The following is a 16,949-nucleotide window of genomic DNA, read 5'->3' as shown; positions in this document are numbered from 1 at the left end:
AAGTCTTTTTGCGCATGTATGTCTTAAAGCATGAGGTGTTGCGTTAATATAATTTATATTGTTATAACCGTTTATCCTCAATTGATCGATTTTTTTGTTGGCTTTTATAACGTAATCTTGAAATCTTCTTTCCATAGTTCTAGAAGTTATGGGGACATCTTTGTCATTTGAAAAGATATACTTCTTACCTTGAACCCCGTTCGGAGTGCTTTCTTCCGAAAAGGTTACTAACTGTTCTGCGTATTGTTTTGAAATTTTTAGATATCTTACTCTGTTTCCTTTCCCATTTATAACAAGTTCAGCATGATCGTTGTAAAAAATAATCTGTTCTTTTTCTAACGATAAGGCTTCTGAAATTCTTAAACCTGTTTTTAATAATAATGAATAAAAAGTTTTGTCAAATTTATCTTCAATAACGGAGAAAAAAACTTTTATTTGATTTTCTGTCAAGCCTTTAGGAACGTCACTTGGGATCTTTGCATTTGCATCTTTCCAATATTTTTTACCAGATATTTCATCATTTTCGTATAGATAGTTTAAAAAAGATTTTATAACAACTATCCTAAGTTTTATCGTTCTTTGAGATAGATTTGAGATATCTTCAAGATATTTAAGAAAGCAGCCTCGAGTAAAACCATACTTTTGAACGAACTTTTTATACCCGTTCAATATTTTTTTATATTCATATATGGTTGAGTCGGCCCTTCTTTTGACAAATTTCAGATAGGATAAAAATTCTGAGATATATCCTTCGATTTTGTCTTTATCTTTTATAGAGTCTAATGTATTATCTATATCCATCATAGTTTTTTCCCCCAATAAGGTGTGAAACGCTAAACAACGTGTTCTATGATACTATCAACGGTATTTTTAATTAAAGTGAGCTTTGCTTTTGATTTTTCTTTTTCTTTATCGTTTGAATATATGTATATTTTAAGTTTTGGTTCCGTGCCAGAAGGCCTAATTGCATACCATGAACCATCGTTAAACCAGAATCTTAAAACATCAGAAGAAGGTATATCGGTTATATCGTTAATTTCGCCTGTTGTTAAATTGTATAGCTTTCTTTTCAAATAATCAGCGTATTGCTCAAGTTTGAGATCCCCAATTTCTTTGGGGAAGTCGTTTCTAAATTTTTCCATTATTCTCTTTATTCTTTCTTGGCCTTCAACCCCTTCTAAAACAAGGGAATAATTATTTTCTAATTCGTAACCGAACTCCTGATAAATATCTTCTAATACGTCAAGTAAAGTCTTATTTTTTTTAGAGTAGTAACCAGACATCTCTGATATAAGCATTGAGGCAATAATACCATCTTTATCTCTCACAAAGGTGCCGTATATATAACCAATACTTTCTTCGAAACCAAAGAGAAATTTTTTCTTACCTTCTTTTTCTAATTCATTTTCTTTCCCACAAATATTTTTAAATCCCGTGAGTGTTTCAATAACAGTAACGTTATGTTTTTTTGCAATTCTTTTTGTAAGATCTCCTGTTACAATCGATTTTATTATAACAGAATTATCTTCTAAAATTCCTTTTTCTCTCTTGCTTTCCAGTATGTAATTAACCAAAAGGGCTCCAACTTGGTTACCATTTAACATCTTGTAATTGTTGTCATCTAAAATTTCTAAAGCGGTTCTATCTCCATCAGGATCATTTGCCAAAAGTAATAAGGCATTTTTTTCATAACCTAATTTCTTTGCCTCTTCAAAAGCGACTTCGTATTCTGGATTTGGGTTGGCAACGCTTTTGAAATCTGGATCAGGTAGTTCTTGTTCTTTAACTATGAATACATTTTTAAAACCTCTATCTTTTAGTACCCTTCTGACAAAATTGATTGATGTTCCATTCAAAGGTGTATAAACTATTTTTATATTTTTATCTACATCTTCATCCCTTAATGCCAAACTTTCAACTCTTTGAATGTATTCTTCATCGACTTCTTTTGAAATATATTGAAGTAAATTCTTGTTAAGTGCTTCTTCTTCACTTATTTTTTTAATTTTACTAAAATCGTATCCAATATTTTCAATCTTTTCAACTATTCCATTGGCGACATCATCTAATATTTGAGATCCTTGATCCCAATACACTTTGTAGCCATTGTAATCTTTCGGATTGTGACTAGCGGTAACGACTATTCCAGCGGTAGTTTTTAAATATCTCACAGCAAAAGATAAAACGGGTGTGGGCCTAATATTATCAAATAAATAAGCTTTAACGCCATTAGCTGCAAGGATTAATGCTGATTCTTTTGCGAATTCCTTGGAAAAGTGCCTTACATCGTAGGCTATTACAACGCCCATTTTCATCCTTTCTTCACCAAAATCAGTTATATAATCGGCAAGCGCTTGAGATGCTCTGCCTACAGTGTATATGTTCATCATATTAGTACCTATACCTAACTTTCCTCTCAATCCAGCTGTTCCAAATTCGAGATCCTTGTAGAATCTTTCTTTTATCTCTTTTGGATTGTTTTCAATACTTTTTAACTCTTCTTTTGCTTTTTCATCAATATATGGACTATTTAACCAATCGTAGTAGATTTTTTTGTAGTCTCTCAAAGTTAGTTACCTCCTTAGTTTTGCGTTTTTTACCGTTTTTGGAAATATTAAAACTTTATACACAGCGCCCCTTCGCCCCGCAGCCCGCCCATAAGGATAAAGGAGTATAGCTTCGCCTGGCAACCCACCCACGATTGGGGAGGGCTCCGCCCTGTGACCCTTTTAAAATCAAAATCTTGTTTTTGAAAATCTTTTTATTTCTAAAGAGTCTATGTGTTTAGTGTCTTTAGAAACTTTGAAACCATCATTTTAACGAACTTTTTATAACCTTCAATATTAAATATTTAAATTCTATTTAATCATTGCTTTTACCTATTTTTGAAATGGGTACATAAATATATTTGCTAAATAAAAAGGACTTCCCGTTTTTTATTGATTCATAGAGATCAGAATCTATGCTTTCATTTAGTTCTACAATGAGAAGTACCTCATCATCTTCTTTGATGGTTCTCATTAAATCAATATTATGTCCTTTGGAGTACAAAGCATTGGAAATATAAGCAATCATTCCTTTTTGCTCTTTGTATCTAAAAAGTAAAGTAGGATTTTCTGCAGTAAAAATAACAGAGGTACCATTAATATTAGTGATTTCAATATTTCCCCCACCGATAGAAGAACCGATTACATAAAAACAACTTCCATTGGGGTAATGAAATTCAATTTTTACGGTATTAGGATGGACGTCATCCAAGTTAACAGAAATAAAATTATAAGTAATTCCTGCCTCTTTGGCATGTAAAAAAGAATTCTTAATACGTAGATCACTAGGCTCAAACCCTAATATTCCTCCAACAAGAGCCTTATCGGTTCCATGGCCTTTGTAAGTAGCTGCAAAAGAACCATGAAGAAAAAAATCCACATGATTATAACCTATTCCTGCTATACGCCTCGCTACTAGGGCGATTCTAGCAGCACCAGCAGTATGAGAACTGGAAGGACCAATGATAATTGGACCAATTACATCGAAAATACCAAAATTTTTCATATGATATCCCTTTCTTTATCTTTCTGATATTATTGCAATGAAAGTAACAAAGTTTAACCATTCTTAAGCAAAGAGTTTCTTATGGCACAGCCCGTTGGAGTGCCAGCTATGCCACCAAGCCCTGTTTCTCTTAAGTTTTCTGGTAGTGCTTTCCCAACTTTGTACATTGCTTTTACCACTTCATCAAAAGGTACCATAGATTTTACCCCAGCAAGAGCCAGGTCTGCTGCAGACAAAGCATTTAAAGCTCCTGAGGCGTTTCTGAGAATACAGGGAAACTCTACTAAACCAGCAATAGGATCACATACCAAGACCATGATATTAATGAGTGCAATAGAGGCTGCATGAAAGATTTGTTCATTGTTTCCTTCTGAAGCAAACACTGCAGCTCCCGCAGCCATAGCTGCAGCTGAACCACACTCTACTTGACATCCACCTTCAGCACCAGAAAAGGTAGCGTTTTGTCCAATGACTTGTCCAATTCCAGATGCTACAAAAAGGGCATGTATTAAATCCTCTTCGTTCAAGTATAAACTTTCTTTAATGATCATCAATACAGCCGGCAGTATACCAGAAGAACCAGCCGTAGGAGCAGCTACAATTTTGCCCATAGAAGCATTGACCTCAGCAGTTGAAAGAGCCATAGCCATTGCTTTGTTAGGAATAACCCCTAAAAGGGTCTTAGCATTCTTTTGATATTCATTAACCCGTTGAGCATCTCCCCCCATCATTCCCGATAAAGTAGATACCTTTTTATTTAAGGTACTTTGAGAGGAGTGCTCCATGACAGATAAAATTTCTTTCATTTGGGAGATAATTATTTCTGGATCAGATCCAGAAGATTTACATTCTTCCTCTATAACTATTTCATAAATTGGTTTTCGTTGTTTTTCACAAAGTTCTAGTAATTGTTTTGCAGAGTGATACATTAAATCCTCCTCTTACAATGAATAACTTTAGTGTCTATTTGTACTTTTATAAATCTTTAAAAGCATCATAAATACTGTTGCATGCTTTTTGTAAAATAGATCTAGGGCATCCAATATTCATTCTAAAAAAGCCGTTACCTTCTTCTCCAAAGATACTGCCTTCTTCTAAACCAACTTTCGCGTTGTTTACAAGTATTTCTTTGACCTTTTGTTCATCCCCATATGCCCGAAAATCTAGCCACATTAAATATGTTCCTTCGGGTTTTTGCAATTTTACATTAGGTAGTTTTTTATTGAAAAAATCGTATACGTAATCTATATTGCCTCTCAAGTAATTAAGTAAATCGTCAAGCCAGTTTTTACCTTGTTCGTAAGCAACTTTAGCTGCAACCATTCCAAAAATATTTAAAGATTCGCTTGCAAGACTTTCGATCACGTTTTTGTATTCCGTTCTTAATTGTTCACTAGGAATAACAACGAATGACGCCTTTAATCCAGCCAAATTAAAGGTTTTACTTGGAGCGTAAAAAGTTAAAGATGTATTTTTTATATCTTCTGAGATCGAAAATATGGGGATATGTTTATTAGGAGAAAATACCAGATCTGAATGTATTTCGTCCGACAACAAGATGACATTATATTTAATACATAATTGGACTAGCTTTTCTAATTCTTCACGTTTCCATACCCTTCCAACTGGGTTGTGCGGATTACATAAGATGAATAATTTTGTTCTTTTGAGTGAGAATTTCTTTTCTAAATCATCAAAGTCCATTCTATAACTTTTGTTTTCAAATTTTAGTGGATTTCTTAATATCACTCGTCCGTTGGATTGTATTATGTTATAAAAAGGATAGTAAACAGGTGTTTGAATTACAACGTTATCTCCTGGTTTGGAGTAGGCAAGTATGGCAATTTTTAAGGCATCAACGACACCGTCAGTTGTTACTATCCACTCTTTTTTTATCTTGCAACCATGCTTAGTCTCTATCCAATTTATAAAAGGATCGAAGTAATCATCATCTAACATTGGATAACCAAATATTCCGTGTTCTGCTCGTTTTTTTAATACTTCAATCACTTCAGGTGGAGATTTAAAATCCATGTCGGCAACCCACATTGGAATAATGTCATCTCTACCATAAAGTTTTTTAACGGCTTTCCATTTTGCGGATTCTGTATTCCTTCTATCAACTATTTCATCAAAATCGTACTTCAAGATTATAAATCTCCTTTTTTATTGATGGCTGCTCTAAAAACATTTCTCATAAGAATAGCTGTGGTAACACTTCCAACTCCGCCGGGTACAGGTGTTAATTGGCAAATTTCTGAGACACCTTTATCGACATCACCAACTATCTTACCATCTACTACGTTAATACCTACATCGATTACAATCATTCCATTTCTTACAAAAGTTCTATCAACGAAATTAGCCTTACCTATTGCTGCAACCAAAATATCTGCACTTTTTGCTATCTCTTTTAAATTCTTAGTTTTTGTATGTGTGACGGTGACTGTTGCATCTCTTCCGTGTCTTTGGAGCATTAGAGCAGCAGGTTTTCCTACCGTAGTACTTCTCCCGAGTATAACAATATTCTTCCCTTTAACGTCAGTTGTATCTTCTATTATTTTCACTACAGCGTCAGCAGTACAAGGTACAAATAATTCTTTTTCGTAGAACATTGAACCGATGTTGTATAAACTTACCCCTTCCACATCTTTTTCAGGATTGATGTGTTTTGCTATATCTAATTCAGTGTATCCTTTCTTTAAAGGTCTTGCCACAAAGATAGCATCAGTTTCATCGTCTTCGTTATATTTTTTTAAATCATTAATTAAATTAGTACTTTCAATGATTTCTAAATTGATTCCATATTTTTTTGCATTTCTTTTTTGCGAATTGAGATAGGATTTAGTAGATTCATCAGGTTCAACAACTAAACTTACTAGCTTAGGTTCATAGGAAAGTTTTTCTTTAAGTGACGATATTTCTGTTTTTATTTTATCAGTAATATTTTTTACTTCGATTAACATAATGTGATACCCCCTAAAAGCGATAGCTAGATCTTATTGTTTTCAATGAAGCAAATAAATCTCTTTCTGTTTGAATACTCATGACAACCCGGAGATGTTTCCTTCTTTGTCTATGTCCATGTTGACTGCATTGGGAACCTTTGAAAGACCAGGCATTCTCAATATATCTCCCGCCAATGCGACAATGAAACCAGCACCTGCTGAAAGTTCAAAATCTCTTATTGTAAAAGTATAATCCTTTGGGAATCCAAGTTTTTTGGGGTCGTCGGATATGGAATACTGGGTTTTTGCAACAATTACAGGGAGATTCTCGTATCCGTATTTTTTTAAAAATTTTATAGATGATAATGCCTGGGAAGAGTATTCAACCTCGGCTGCACGATAAATATTTTTTGCTAATTTATCTATTTTAACTTCTAAAGGATCTTCAAAGTCGTAAATACTTTTCAATTCGGAACTTTGTTCACTAACTTTTACTACTTTTTCAGCTAAATCTATGGCCCCTTCCGAGCCTTTCTCAAATCCTTCATTGACACTAACTTCTACGCCTAATTTATGGCAATAATCTTTTACCATATTGATTTCGTCATCCGTATCTGAGTAAAATTTATTTAAAGAGACAACAACAGGGATATTGTATTTTTTAAGGTTTTCAACATGAACCTGTAAGTTAGGTAACCCTTTTTCTAAACTTTCAAGGTTTGGTGTATTCAAATCTTTTAGGTTTTGGCCTCCATGGTATTTTAGAGCCCTTATTGTAGCTACCAAAACAGTTGCAGATGGTTTGAGACCAAAAGTTGGAGCAACAAAATCGTAAAATTTTTCTCCTCCTAAATCAGAACCAAAACCTGTTTCTGTTACAACAAAATCAGAAAGTTTCAAAGCAAGTTTAGTTGCTAAAATAGAATTGGTTCCGTGCGCTATATTTGCAAAAGGTCCACCATGAACGAAAGCAGGTGTGTTTTCTATTGTTTGTACTAAGTTAGGATTTATCGCATCTTTTAACAGTACAGAAAGAGCCCCAGTGATTTCTAAATCTTTTACAGTTATAGGTTCTCTATTTTTATTTCTAGCAACTACTATATTAGATAATTTTTTCTTTAAATCTTCTAAATTTTCTGTCAAACATAATATTGCCATTATTTCTGAAGCAGCTGTGATAATAAAGCCGTCTTCTCTAGGATAACCGTTTTTCTTTCCACCCAAGGCCACTATTATTTGCCTTAATGCTCTATCGTTCATATCCATAGTTCGAGGCCAAGAAACTTCAGCTGAATCTATGTCACATTTATTGTACTTTATGTAATCATCTAAAACTGCAGATACTAGGTTATGGGCTGAGGAAACGGCATGAATGTCTCCTGTGAAATGTAAGTTTATGTCTTCCATAGGAAGGACTTGAGAGTAGCCACCTCCTGCTGCGCCCCCTTTTATACCCATTACTGGGCCCAAAGAAGGTTCTCTTAGAGTTACTATTGATCTTTTGTGGATTTTGTTTAAAGCCATGGATAGAGAGATGCTAGTTGTAGTTTTTCCTTCACCAGCAGGGGTTGGAGTAATAGCGGTGACCATTACTAAATTACCATCATTTTTGAAGTCAAGCTCGTTCAAATATTTGTGGGAAACTTTGGCAATATTTTTCCCGTAAAGATTGTAGTACTCCTCTGGAATATCCAGTTCGTTGGCAATTAAATCAATTTTTTTAAGTTTTGCAGATCTTGCAATTTCAATATCAGAAAGCATTGTAAAACTCCTCCTTTTTAATTATTTTGAAATTAAAACTATTGAGCTTCTTGAATTTACTGTATAGTGATTATCTTGAATTATAGCAGGTTCTAAGAGGAAATCTTGGGGTGATTCTTGGGATGTATCTACTACCCTATACCATTTTTTCCCGTTCGGTAATTTTGGAATTTCAAATTGTAAATCCTTTATGAAAGCATTTAAGGCTACGTATATATCACTGTCTTTTTCTTTACATCCTTGAATATAGTCATCGCCACTTATCATGAACGCTAGACTGTGAGAATAATATCCAAAATCAGGTTTGAATGGTTTGACTCCATGCCAAGTTATGTCTGCTATGCCATCACCACTTAGATCTCTTCCCGTAAAAAATCTGTCTCTTCTAAGTGCACAATGAACTTTTCTAAAATGGATCATATTTTTTGTAAAATTAAAAATGTCATTGAATTTCGCTTTTCTACTCCAGTCCACCCATGAAATGTGGTTATCCTGACAGTAAGCGTTGTTGTTGCCAAATTGAGTTCTACAAAATTCATCACCCATTAAAATCATGGGTAACCCTTGTGATACCATTAATATTGTTATGAAATTTTTAATTTGTTGTTTTCTAAGTTTTACTATATTTTCGTCGTTACTGTCCCCTTCAACCCCGTAATTGAAACTATAATTCGCGTTGGTTCCATCACGGTTATTTTCCCCATTGGCTTCATTGTGCTTGTTATTGTAGGAGACTAAATCCCACATGGTAAATCCATCGTGTGAAGTAATAAAATTGACACTATGATAAGGCTTTCTACCTCTTTTTTCAAAAAGGTCTGGGCTTCCAGCTATTCTTGTTGCTAAATCCGAAACTACTCCATTATCCCCTTTCGCAAATCTTCTTACCGTGTCTCTGAACTTTCCGTTCCATTCTGCCCAACCAGTAGGAAAATCACCGACGTAGTATCCTCCAGCAGCATCCCAACCTTCCGCTATGAGTTTAGTTCCTGCCAAGATTGGATCATCGGCAATGTCTTTTAAGAGAGACAGATCGCCAATCCAATTTCCCTTTGAATCTCTTCCCAAGATAGAAGCTAGATCGAATCTGAAACCATCCACATGCATCTCGGAAACCCAATACCTCAAGCTATCTAAAATCATTTGTTTTACCACATAATGACTAGAATTAATAGTGTTTCCTGTTCCTGAAAAATTTTCATAATATCTTAGGTTATCTTTCTTCAATAGATAATAAACCGAATTTTCCAATCCTCTAAAGTTGAGAGTTGGTCCCAATTCATTTCCTTCTGCTGTGTGATTAAAAACAACGTCCAATATTACTTCTATTCCATTTTTGTGTAATTCGAAAACTAAATCTTGAAACTGGGTTATCTCCTCACCAATTTTTACGCCGTATCTGTAATTGCTTGTCACAGCAAAAAAGTTTACTGGATTGTACCCCCATACATTTTTTAATTTTTCACCAGTGATAGGATTAACGTTGGGGGTATCGTCCAAAGGAAAAGCGAATATTGGCATGAGTTCAACGGCGTTTACTCCTAAATCTTTTAAATAATTTATTTTTTCCGCGATTCCCTTGTAAGTTCCTCGATGTTCTACATTAGAATTTGGATTTATTGTGTACAACCTGATATGCATTTCATAAATAATTATGTCGTTTAGTGTATAACGTGGATGCTCATCACTTTTCCAATTATATTCACGACTATCCCAAATAAAAGACTTAACTTGAGATCTTGCCGAATCTAAAGTAGAACAACTAAGGTCTTTTTTTGGATCGTTTTTATCATAACCAAAAATAGATTCATCCGAAAAATCTAAAGTTCCTCCAATAACTTTGGCATAGGGGTCTAAGAGTAATTTGTTTTTGTTGAACCTAAATCCCTCCTCAGGCTTATAGGGTCCTTCTATACGCCAACCGTAAGACATCCCAACTTTTGCTTGTTCAACAAAAACATGCCAAATGTCACCGGTTCTATTTCCTTTTTTATCAAGAACATATTTGAAAATTGGTTCTTCATCATAGTAATTTTCAAATATCTCCAAAGTAACCGATGTTCCGTTTCTAGTGAAGACACCAAAATTAACTCCAGTTTTTTCTATCGTCGCACCTAAGACGGGAAATCCTTTGCTGACCTTAAATTTTAGTTTTTCATTAATTTTCGTTTCTTCCATAACGTCACCTTCTAAGAATATAAAAAATTATCATAACATTTCGTTAGTTGATGTAAATTATACTGACATCTTCTACCTTGTTCATTGAAACTGGTGTATCGTACAAGATTTGCAGATTTTGTGGGTTCATAACTTTGGTGTTTTCACCACTAAAAATTACTTCACCATTTTTCACCATTATTATTCTATCACAGAATCTTAAAGCTAAATTCGGATCGTGAAGAGCTGTAATGACACCCTTCCCGTTTTCACTCAATTTTTTTAATTCTTTCATCAATAGATGTTGATTCTTAAAATCTAAGTGGGACGTGGGTTCATCCATAATTAAGTAATCTGTATCTTGCATCAGGGCTCTTGCAATCAGAACCAACTGTTTTTCTCCACCACTCAATTGGTTATAATTTTTTTCAGCAAGGTCTTGAATATTGAAAAATTCTAACTTTGTGTATGCTTCCATGTAGTCTTTTTTTGTAGGCATCCTTCCAAAGGAAAGATAAGGAGTTATTCCCATAGCTACTATATCTATCACAAGGTATGAAAATACGGCAGAGCGTTCTTGAGGAACTACACTTATGAGCTTTGCTATTTCTTTATAACTTAGATCTTTGATACTATAATTTTCTATGTATATTTCCCCAGTTTTTGGTTTCAATGTTCCGTTTAAACATTTTAGTATAGTAGTTTTACCTGAACCATTGGGTCCTAAAAGGGCAATTAATTCTCCTTTGTTCAAATTAAAACTTATATTTTTAATGGTATCTCCAACTGTGTCGTATGAAAAGGATATATTTTTTACAGATATCATTGATTCCACCCACTTTCCCTTCTTCTTACTAAAAGATAGACAAAAAAAGGTGCACCTATAAAGGCGGTAACAATGCTTATAGGAATTTCGGCAGGTGTGATAGTTCTTGCGATGTCGTCCATAATAAGCAAAAGTAAAGATCCTAAAATGCACGTTGCGGGGAGCATGTACCTATGATTGGCACCTATTATATACCTTGCAATATGGGGAGTAACTAAGCCGATCCAGCTTACTTGACCAGCTATAGCCACTGTAGGGGCAACCATAACGGTACTTACAATGATCAATAAAATTCTCATTCTTCGAACATTTATTCCCATGGATAATGCTTCTTCTTCCCCCATAGACATAACGTTCAAATACCATCTTAAAATAAGAAGAATTATTATCCCTGGAAGCATTGTAAATAATGAAATATATACTTCTCTCCAACCTGCCCTGTTGAAACTTCCCATTAACCAAAATACTATGTTTGGTAACTTTTCATAAGGGTCTGCTAAGTATTGTACTAAAGAGACACAGGCGTTGAAGAAAGAGGTTACCGCCATTCCCGCCAAAACAAGTACGGTTACCCCCTTCACTTTACTCCAAACGGAAATAAAAAACGTAATAAAAACGGCAACTAACCCTAAAAGAAAAGATAATAAGTAAGTACCTATTAAAGACTCTTCATTTATCAAAATAGCCAAAGCTACTCCAAATGCTGATCCGGCTGATACGCCAAGTATTGATGGAGAGGCTAATGGATTTCTAAAAACGCTTTGATATGTTGCACCAGTTATAGACAGAACCGAACCCACAAACATTACCAATATAATTCTCGGCAAACGAATATGAAAGAAAACTAACCAATCGTTACTACTTTGAACATCATTACGTAAGAGTAAGTTTTTTATAGTGTTGGTAATTTCAACGATCGAGATTTTGTATCTTCCAACAAAAAGTGAAATAACAAAAACCAATAACAGAATTAATAAAAGATAGAGAAGTGTTCTTTTTTGATGTTGACCTAGAGTTTGGTTTTTATTTTGAATGTGCATATTAATATCTCCATGTAAATAAGTTTAATGATTTAATTTCCAATTTTAGATAACAATTCAATGTATGAAACTCCATACAAAGTGTAATAAAACTCGTCAGCTACTTTATTGAAATCGATATCCGAAAAAAGTTCGGGATGTATTTTTGTTGCTAACCAAAGCATGCCCAAATAAGATGAGGGATTTGGATAATCCCATGGTTCAAGCTCTGAAGGGAACCGGTAAATTTGTTTGTTCTTAAAAGCATTAACGTTTTGATATTTTTCTTCTTTATACAACTCCTCTATATCACCTTGAAATGTCTGGGATGTAACTATAACATCAGGATTCCAAGCTATTAACTGTTCTGGTGATATCTTTATGAACCCCGCGTCGGTTTGTGCTGCTGGATTTATTCCTCCAGCCCACTCTATCATATCCGTTTGCATCATATCTTTTCCTACTGTATCCAATAGCTGAGAATTAGCAAAATAGACAATTTTTTTCTGATTGTCAGGCAAATTTTTAGACTTTTCCAACAATTTTAAAATATTGTCAAACTGGTTATCTACAATTTCCGCTCTATCTTCTAATCCCAATACTTTCCCTAACAATCTATTCGTTTCTCGTATTTCTTCTAAACTTTCAGGATTGATAATAATTGTGGATATCCCCAAAGTTTCTAATTTGGAAGCAGTGAATTCGGCTTGGTTATGTGGGAATAGTATTACTAAGTCGGGATTTAAAGATGCCACAGTTTCAATATTTATCCCTTCTCTTTTTGAACCCACTTCTACTAACAATTCTACTTCCGGATAAATTGAAGTAAATAATTTTTCTCTTGTTGATGTATTATCCACGCCAGCAAGCATTTCTTGGGCGTTTAATGCAAATACAAATTGAGTGGCTGGCTTGTAAGTTGTTACGATACGTTCTATATTAGAGGGTATTGTTACCTCCCTTCCAGCCATATCAGTAACCGTTATTGTGTTGGCAAATAATACGTATGTGAAAGTTAAAAGAAATAAAATCAAAAAAAAGGATGAACCTCTCTTCACTTACTATCATCTCCCTGTTGCTTTTTTAGATATATATTGTAATCTTCAATTGTATCAATATCGATGATAATACCTTCATCGCTAACTTCGTGCAAAGTTACCCTTTCAGGATGTTTACTTAAAAGTGTTCTTAACCCGCCAGGTCCTGATAATTGAAAAATATCTGGTATCTGGCTTTTGTGTACAATCAGTGGATGCCCCCTCTTCCCATGATAAATAGGTGCCAATATAGTTGTTTTAGAATTTATTGCAAAGTAAATAAGTTCGTTGAAGCTTTCAATCTTGATTAAAGGCATGTCGCCAAGTGTGAAAAGTATGTATTCTGAACTTTTTGATAATGAGTTCAAACCACTCCACACACTTGTTAGCATGCCCTTTTGGTATTCATTATTCTTTACAATTTTCAAACGGTGGTCTTCATACTTCGAAAAAACTGGAATTATCTTATCATAGTTACCCCCTAAAACAACAATTATTTCATTGTCTATATATTGGCATTTTATAAGTTTGGTAACAATGCTTTCTAAAACAGTTGTATTTTCCCAAGGTAAAATCTGTTTAGGAGTCCCCATTCTTAAGGATTCACCCGCCGCTAAGACCACCGCCGATATCATTGCGAAACGTCACTTCCTAGATAAATGATTTAAAGCCATATAAAGTAAACGATAAATAACGCACACAAAACGTATACTAACCAATGTACTTCTTTACCTTTGCCAGTGAATAATTTGATTAAAGGATAGGTGATAAAACCTAAAGCTATTCCATTAGAAATGGAATAAGTTAAAGGCATTACTATCATTGCAACGAAAGCAGGAAAAACTTCTGTAAAATCCTCCCATTTTATGCTTCTTATATTTGACAACATCATTACCCCGACGATTATCAATGCTGGGGCGGTAGCTGCCCCTGGTACTATAGCTATTATAGGCTGAAAGAATAAAGAAAGGAAGAATAAAATAGCCACAACGATACCTGTTAACCCTGTTCTTCCTCCTTCAGATACGCCTGAAGCAGATTCAACGTATGTTGTAACGGTACTGGTTCCAAAGAGTGCACCACCAGTGGTGGCGATAGCGTCAGCTAAGAGTGCTTTATCTGCTTTCGGTAAAGAACCGTCTTCTTTCAAATAACCTGCTTGCTGACTAACCCCCACCAACGTACCTGCTGTATCAAATAGATCTACAAATAAGAACGAAATCAAAACACCTATCATGCCGATATTAAGAGCAGATCTAATATCGAGTTGGAACAAAACTTGAGACCAATCAGCCATTCTTGGTAACGCTACAACACCTTGGGGTGTTGGTGTAACTCCGTTGAAAAACCCTAAGATCGTAGCTATTATGATTCCTAACAATAGGGCTCCTTTTATCCTTAAAGCGTGTAAAATGCCTGTGATGATTAGACCCAATAACGCTATTAAAGCTGGCCCTGAGAATAAGTCTCCCATTCTTACCAATGTTGCGGGATCTGCTACTACTATGCCGGCGTTTTGCAAACCTATAAAAGCAATAAACAACCCAATCCCAGAACTTATCCCTGTCTTCAGACTCATAGGAATAGAATTAACAATCATCTGTCTTACGGGGGTAACACTAAGTATAATAAAGATGATGCCTTCCAAAAAAACTATTCCGAGAGCGGTTTGCCAAGGAACTCCCATACCTATTACGACTGAATAAGCAAAGAAAGCGTTTAAACCCATTCCTGAAGCCAATGCAAATGGATAATTGGTCAGCAAAGCCATCATTACAGTACCTAAAATTGCCCCCGCTATAGTTGCTATGAAGACCCCGTTGAAAGGCATTCCTGCATCGCTGAGGATCGAAGGGTTTACAAAGATGATATAAGCCATCGTCATGAACGTTGTGATACCAGCCAAGACCTCAGTTCTAACGTTTGTACCGTTCTCTTTTAACTTGAAAGCCCTTTCAAAAAATCCTTCTTGCTGAGTGTTTGCCATAAGTATAACCCCCTTTTAAAATATCAATTTACGACCAATGATACAAAAGTATGATTTTCAACGTCGTATATCCCATCACAAGTTATCTTCAATTTGGGAACCACTGGTAATCCCATAAACGCCAACGTCATGAAAGGGCTGTTTATTTTGACCCCTAAATCACGGGCTAATTTCCTTAGTACTTGAAGCTTTTGGGAAACTTTTCCAATGGGGTCCGTAGAAACAAGCCCTCCGATGGGTAAATTTATAAAATCAACTATATTTTGGTTATTAGCAATTACAATTCCACCCTGAATTTCTGCTATCTTGTCTACTGCTATCTTCATATCTTTTGAATTTGTACCTATAACAATAATATTGTGAGAGTCATGAGCTATGGAGCTCGCTATGGCACCAGATTCCAATCCAAAACCCTTTATCAATCCTAAACCGACATTTCCAGTGCTTTTGTGCCTTTCCACAACCGCAATTTTATTTATATTATACCTTATAAATCGTTCTTCTTCAAAACTCTCTGGAAATGAGAAAAACTCCTCTCCTGTGATGATCTGATCATGAATCATGTTTATAACACGATAGGTTTTCCCCTTAGGAATATTGAAATCACTTTCTTTAATAGGAGCGATATTTACAGAATGAAAAATTGAAGGTGGTTTGTCAAAGTTATTAGAGTCAACCTGGAATAACGCTTTTCCATTTTCTGCTACTTTTCGCCCGTCTTTGTAAACTTGTAAAACGTTCAAATCATCTAAATTGTCGATTATCAGAAGATCAGCCTTATATCCTGGAGCAATACCTCCCAAACGATGTAATCCTAAGGAACGTGCGGCATTTATAGTGGCAAGTTTTATCGCTCTGAGTGGTTCCATCCCCAGGTTAATAGCCTTTTTAATCATAAAATTTATATGGCCTTCTGACAGGAGGTCTTCAGGATGTTTGTCATCTGTGGCAAATAAAAAGCTACAGTTATTTTTATCGTTAATTGCAGGCAACAAGCTTTGAAGATCCCTCGTTACTGAACCTTCTCTTACCATTATGTACATCCCTTTTGAAACCTTTTCCAATGCTTCATCAGGGGATGTGGTTTCGTGATCAGCCATGATTCCGGCTAAAAGATATGCGTTTAAAAAATTTCCTTCCAGTTTTGGTGCATGACCATCAATAAAATAATTCTTCATTAGCTCAATCTTATCCCAAATATAATCTTGTCCTGTTATGACTCCTTCATAATCCATAACTTCACCAAGACCAAAAAAGCTTCCTTCTGCCATTAATTCTTTTATTTTTTCAGCATTAAGTACCGATCCTGATTTATCGAAAGGAGTAACAGGCACACAAGAGGGTATCATTAAATTAAAATTCCAAGGTAAATTGTTCCCAATTGTCAAGAAATATTTTATACCAACTTCCCCAGCTACATTTGCTATCTCATGTGGATCTGCAACAAGAGTCAACGTCCCTAGTGGGATGACTGTTTTAGCGAATTCTTCTATCGTGACCATTGCACTTTCCAAATGTAGATGGGCATCTATAAAACCAGGAGATATGCTGTCTCTTATACTCCTCTCCGAGCCCACGAGACCGTACTAGATCTCGTATGCCGCCTTCTGCTTGAAACATAACCAAACCCACTAGACCGTCCTCCATCTCATATACCTTCTT

Annotated in this window: 14 protein-coding genes; all 14 read right to left on the bottom strand. The window is 35.0% G+C overall.

Annotated features, from left to right (window positions below):
* Positions 1–804: tyrosine-type recombinase/integrase (locus tag X925_RS02240; RefSeq protein WP_146026673.1), on the bottom strand; the 804-nt coding region annotated here is incomplete at its 3' end.
* 29 nt (positions 805–833) lie between these two features.
* Positions 834–2,567 carry a phospho-sugar mutase gene (locus X925_RS02235; protein WP_121959009.1) on the bottom strand — a complete coding sequence of 578 codons (1,734 nt, stop codon included), beginning with the start codon at positions 2,565–2,567 and terminating at the stop codon, positions 834–836.
* A 295-nt stretch (positions 2,568–2,862) separates the two neighbouring features.
* Positions 2,863–3,552, bottom strand: a complete 690-nt coding sequence (gene sdaAB, locus X925_RS02230) for an L-serine ammonia-lyase, iron-sulfur-dependent subunit beta (protein ID WP_121959008.1) — start codon at positions 3,550–3,552, stop codon at positions 2,863–2,865.
* Between the two features lie 53 nt (positions 3,553–3,605).
* A complete protein-coding gene (gene sdaAA / locus X925_RS02225) occupies positions 3,606–4,481 on the bottom strand; it encodes an L-serine ammonia-lyase, iron-sulfur-dependent, subunit alpha (protein ID WP_121959007.1) in 876 nt (291 codons plus the stop codon).
* Positions 4,482–4,527: 46 nt separating this feature from the next.
* Positions 4,528–5,700 carry a MalY/PatB family protein gene (locus tag X925_RS02220; protein ID WP_121959006.1) on the bottom strand — a complete coding sequence of 391 codons (1,173 nt, stop codon included), beginning with the start codon at positions 5,698–5,700 and terminating at the stop codon, positions 4,528–4,530.
* 2 nt (positions 5,701–5,702) lie between these two features.
* Entirely contained in the window at positions 5,703–6,518 is an 816-nt protein-coding gene (locus tag X925_RS02215; RefSeq protein WP_121959005.1) for a bifunctional 5,10-methylenetetrahydrofolate dehydrogenase/5,10-methenyltetrahydrofolate cyclohydrolase, read from the bottom strand.
* Positions 6,519–6,596: 78 nt separating this feature from the next.
* Positions 6,597–8,261, bottom strand: a complete 1,665-nt coding sequence (locus tag X925_RS02210; RefSeq protein WP_121959004.1) for a formate--tetrahydrofolate ligase — start codon at positions 8,259–8,261, stop codon at positions 6,597–6,599.
* 21 nt (positions 8,262–8,282) lie between these two features.
* Positions 8,283–10,439, bottom strand: coding sequence for a glycogen debranching protein GlgX (gene glgX / locus X925_RS02205; protein WP_121959003.1), 2,157 nt, complete (start codon positions 10,437–10,439; stop codon positions 8,283–8,285).
* A 43-nt stretch (positions 10,440–10,482) separates the two neighbouring features.
* Complete coding sequence (locus X925_RS02200; protein WP_121959002.1) at positions 10,483–11,244, bottom strand: ABC transporter ATP-binding protein; 762 nt, start codon at positions 11,242–11,244, stop codon at positions 10,483–10,485.
* Positions 11,241–12,284: an iron ABC transporter permease gene (locus X925_RS02195; RefSeq protein ID WP_121515416.1), complete on the bottom strand. Its 1,044-nt coding sequence runs from the start codon at positions 12,282–12,284 to the stop codon at positions 11,241–11,243. The genes X925_RS02200 and X925_RS02195 overlap by 4 nt, the downstream gene beginning before the upstream one ends.
* Positions 12,285–12,316: 32 nt before the next feature.
* Positions 12,317–13,321, bottom strand: a complete 1,005-nt coding sequence (locus tag X925_RS02190; protein ID WP_121515415.1) for an ABC transporter substrate-binding protein — start codon at positions 13,319–13,321, stop codon at positions 12,317–12,319.
* Positions 13,318–13,935, bottom strand: coding sequence for an NTP transferase domain-containing protein (locus X925_RS02185; RefSeq protein WP_121515414.1), 618 nt, complete (start codon positions 13,933–13,935; stop codon positions 13,318–13,320). Before X925_RS02185 ends, X925_RS02190 begins: the two co-directional genes overlap by 4 nt.
* 29 nt (positions 13,936–13,964) lie before the next feature.
* A complete protein-coding gene (locus X925_RS02180) occupies positions 13,965–15,287 on the bottom strand; it encodes an NCS2 family permease (RefSeq protein ID WP_121515413.1) in 1,323 nt (440 codons plus the stop codon).
* Positions 15,288–15,310: 23 nt separating this feature from the next.
* Positions 15,311–16,864 carry an adenine deaminase gene (ade, locus tag X925_RS02175; RefSeq protein ID WP_233187717.1) on the bottom strand — a complete coding sequence of 518 codons (1,554 nt, stop codon included), beginning with the start codon at positions 16,862–16,864 and terminating at the stop codon, positions 15,311–15,313.
* Positions 16,865–16,949 lie beyond the last annotated feature (85 nt).

This window comes from Petrotoga sp. 9T1HF07.CasAA.8.2 (assembly GCF_002895585.1).
Classification (GTDB): Bacteria; Thermotogota; Thermotogae; order Petrotogales; family Petrotogaceae; genus Petrotoga; species Petrotoga mobilis.
Note: the sequence above shows the minus strand (reverse complement) of the source record. Positions and strands in the feature narration are given on the sequence as shown.

Excerpts from the sequence above, each read along its gene's own strand:
- sdaAB (WP_121959008.1), bottom strand. The coding sequence starts at position 3,552 with ATGAAAAATTTTGGTATTTTCGATGTAATTGGTCCAATTATCATTGGT.
- sdaAA (WP_121959007.1), bottom strand. The coding sequence starts at position 4,481 with ATGTATCACTCTGCAAAACAATTACTAGAACTTTGTGAAAAACAACGA.
- X925_RS02215 (WP_121959005.1), bottom strand. The coding sequence starts at position 6,518 with ATGTTAATCGAAGTAAAAAATATTACTGATAAAATAAAAACAGAAATA.
- X925_RS02210 (WP_121959004.1), bottom strand. The coding sequence starts at position 8,261 with ATGCTTTCTGATATTGAAATTGCAAGATCTGCAAAACTTAAAAAAATT.
- glgX (WP_121959003.1), bottom strand. The coding sequence starts at position 10,439 with ATGGAAGAAACGAAAATTAATGAAAAACTAAAATTTAAGGTCAGCAAA.
- X925_RS02200 (WP_121959002.1), bottom strand. The coding sequence starts at position 11,244 with ATGATATCTGTAAAAAATATATCCTTTTCATACGACACAGTTGGAGAT.
- X925_RS02195 (WP_121515416.1), bottom strand. The coding sequence starts at position 12,284 with ATGCACATTCAAAATAAAAACCAAACTCTAGGTCAACATCAAAAAAGA.
- X925_RS02185 (WP_121515414.1), bottom strand. The coding sequence starts at position 13,935 with ATGATATCGGCGGTGGTCTTAGCGGCGGGTGAATCCTTAAGAATGGGG.
- X925_RS02180 (WP_121515413.1), bottom strand. The coding sequence starts at position 15,287 with ATGGCAAACACTCAGCAAGAAGGATTTTTTGAAAGGGCTTTCAAGTTA.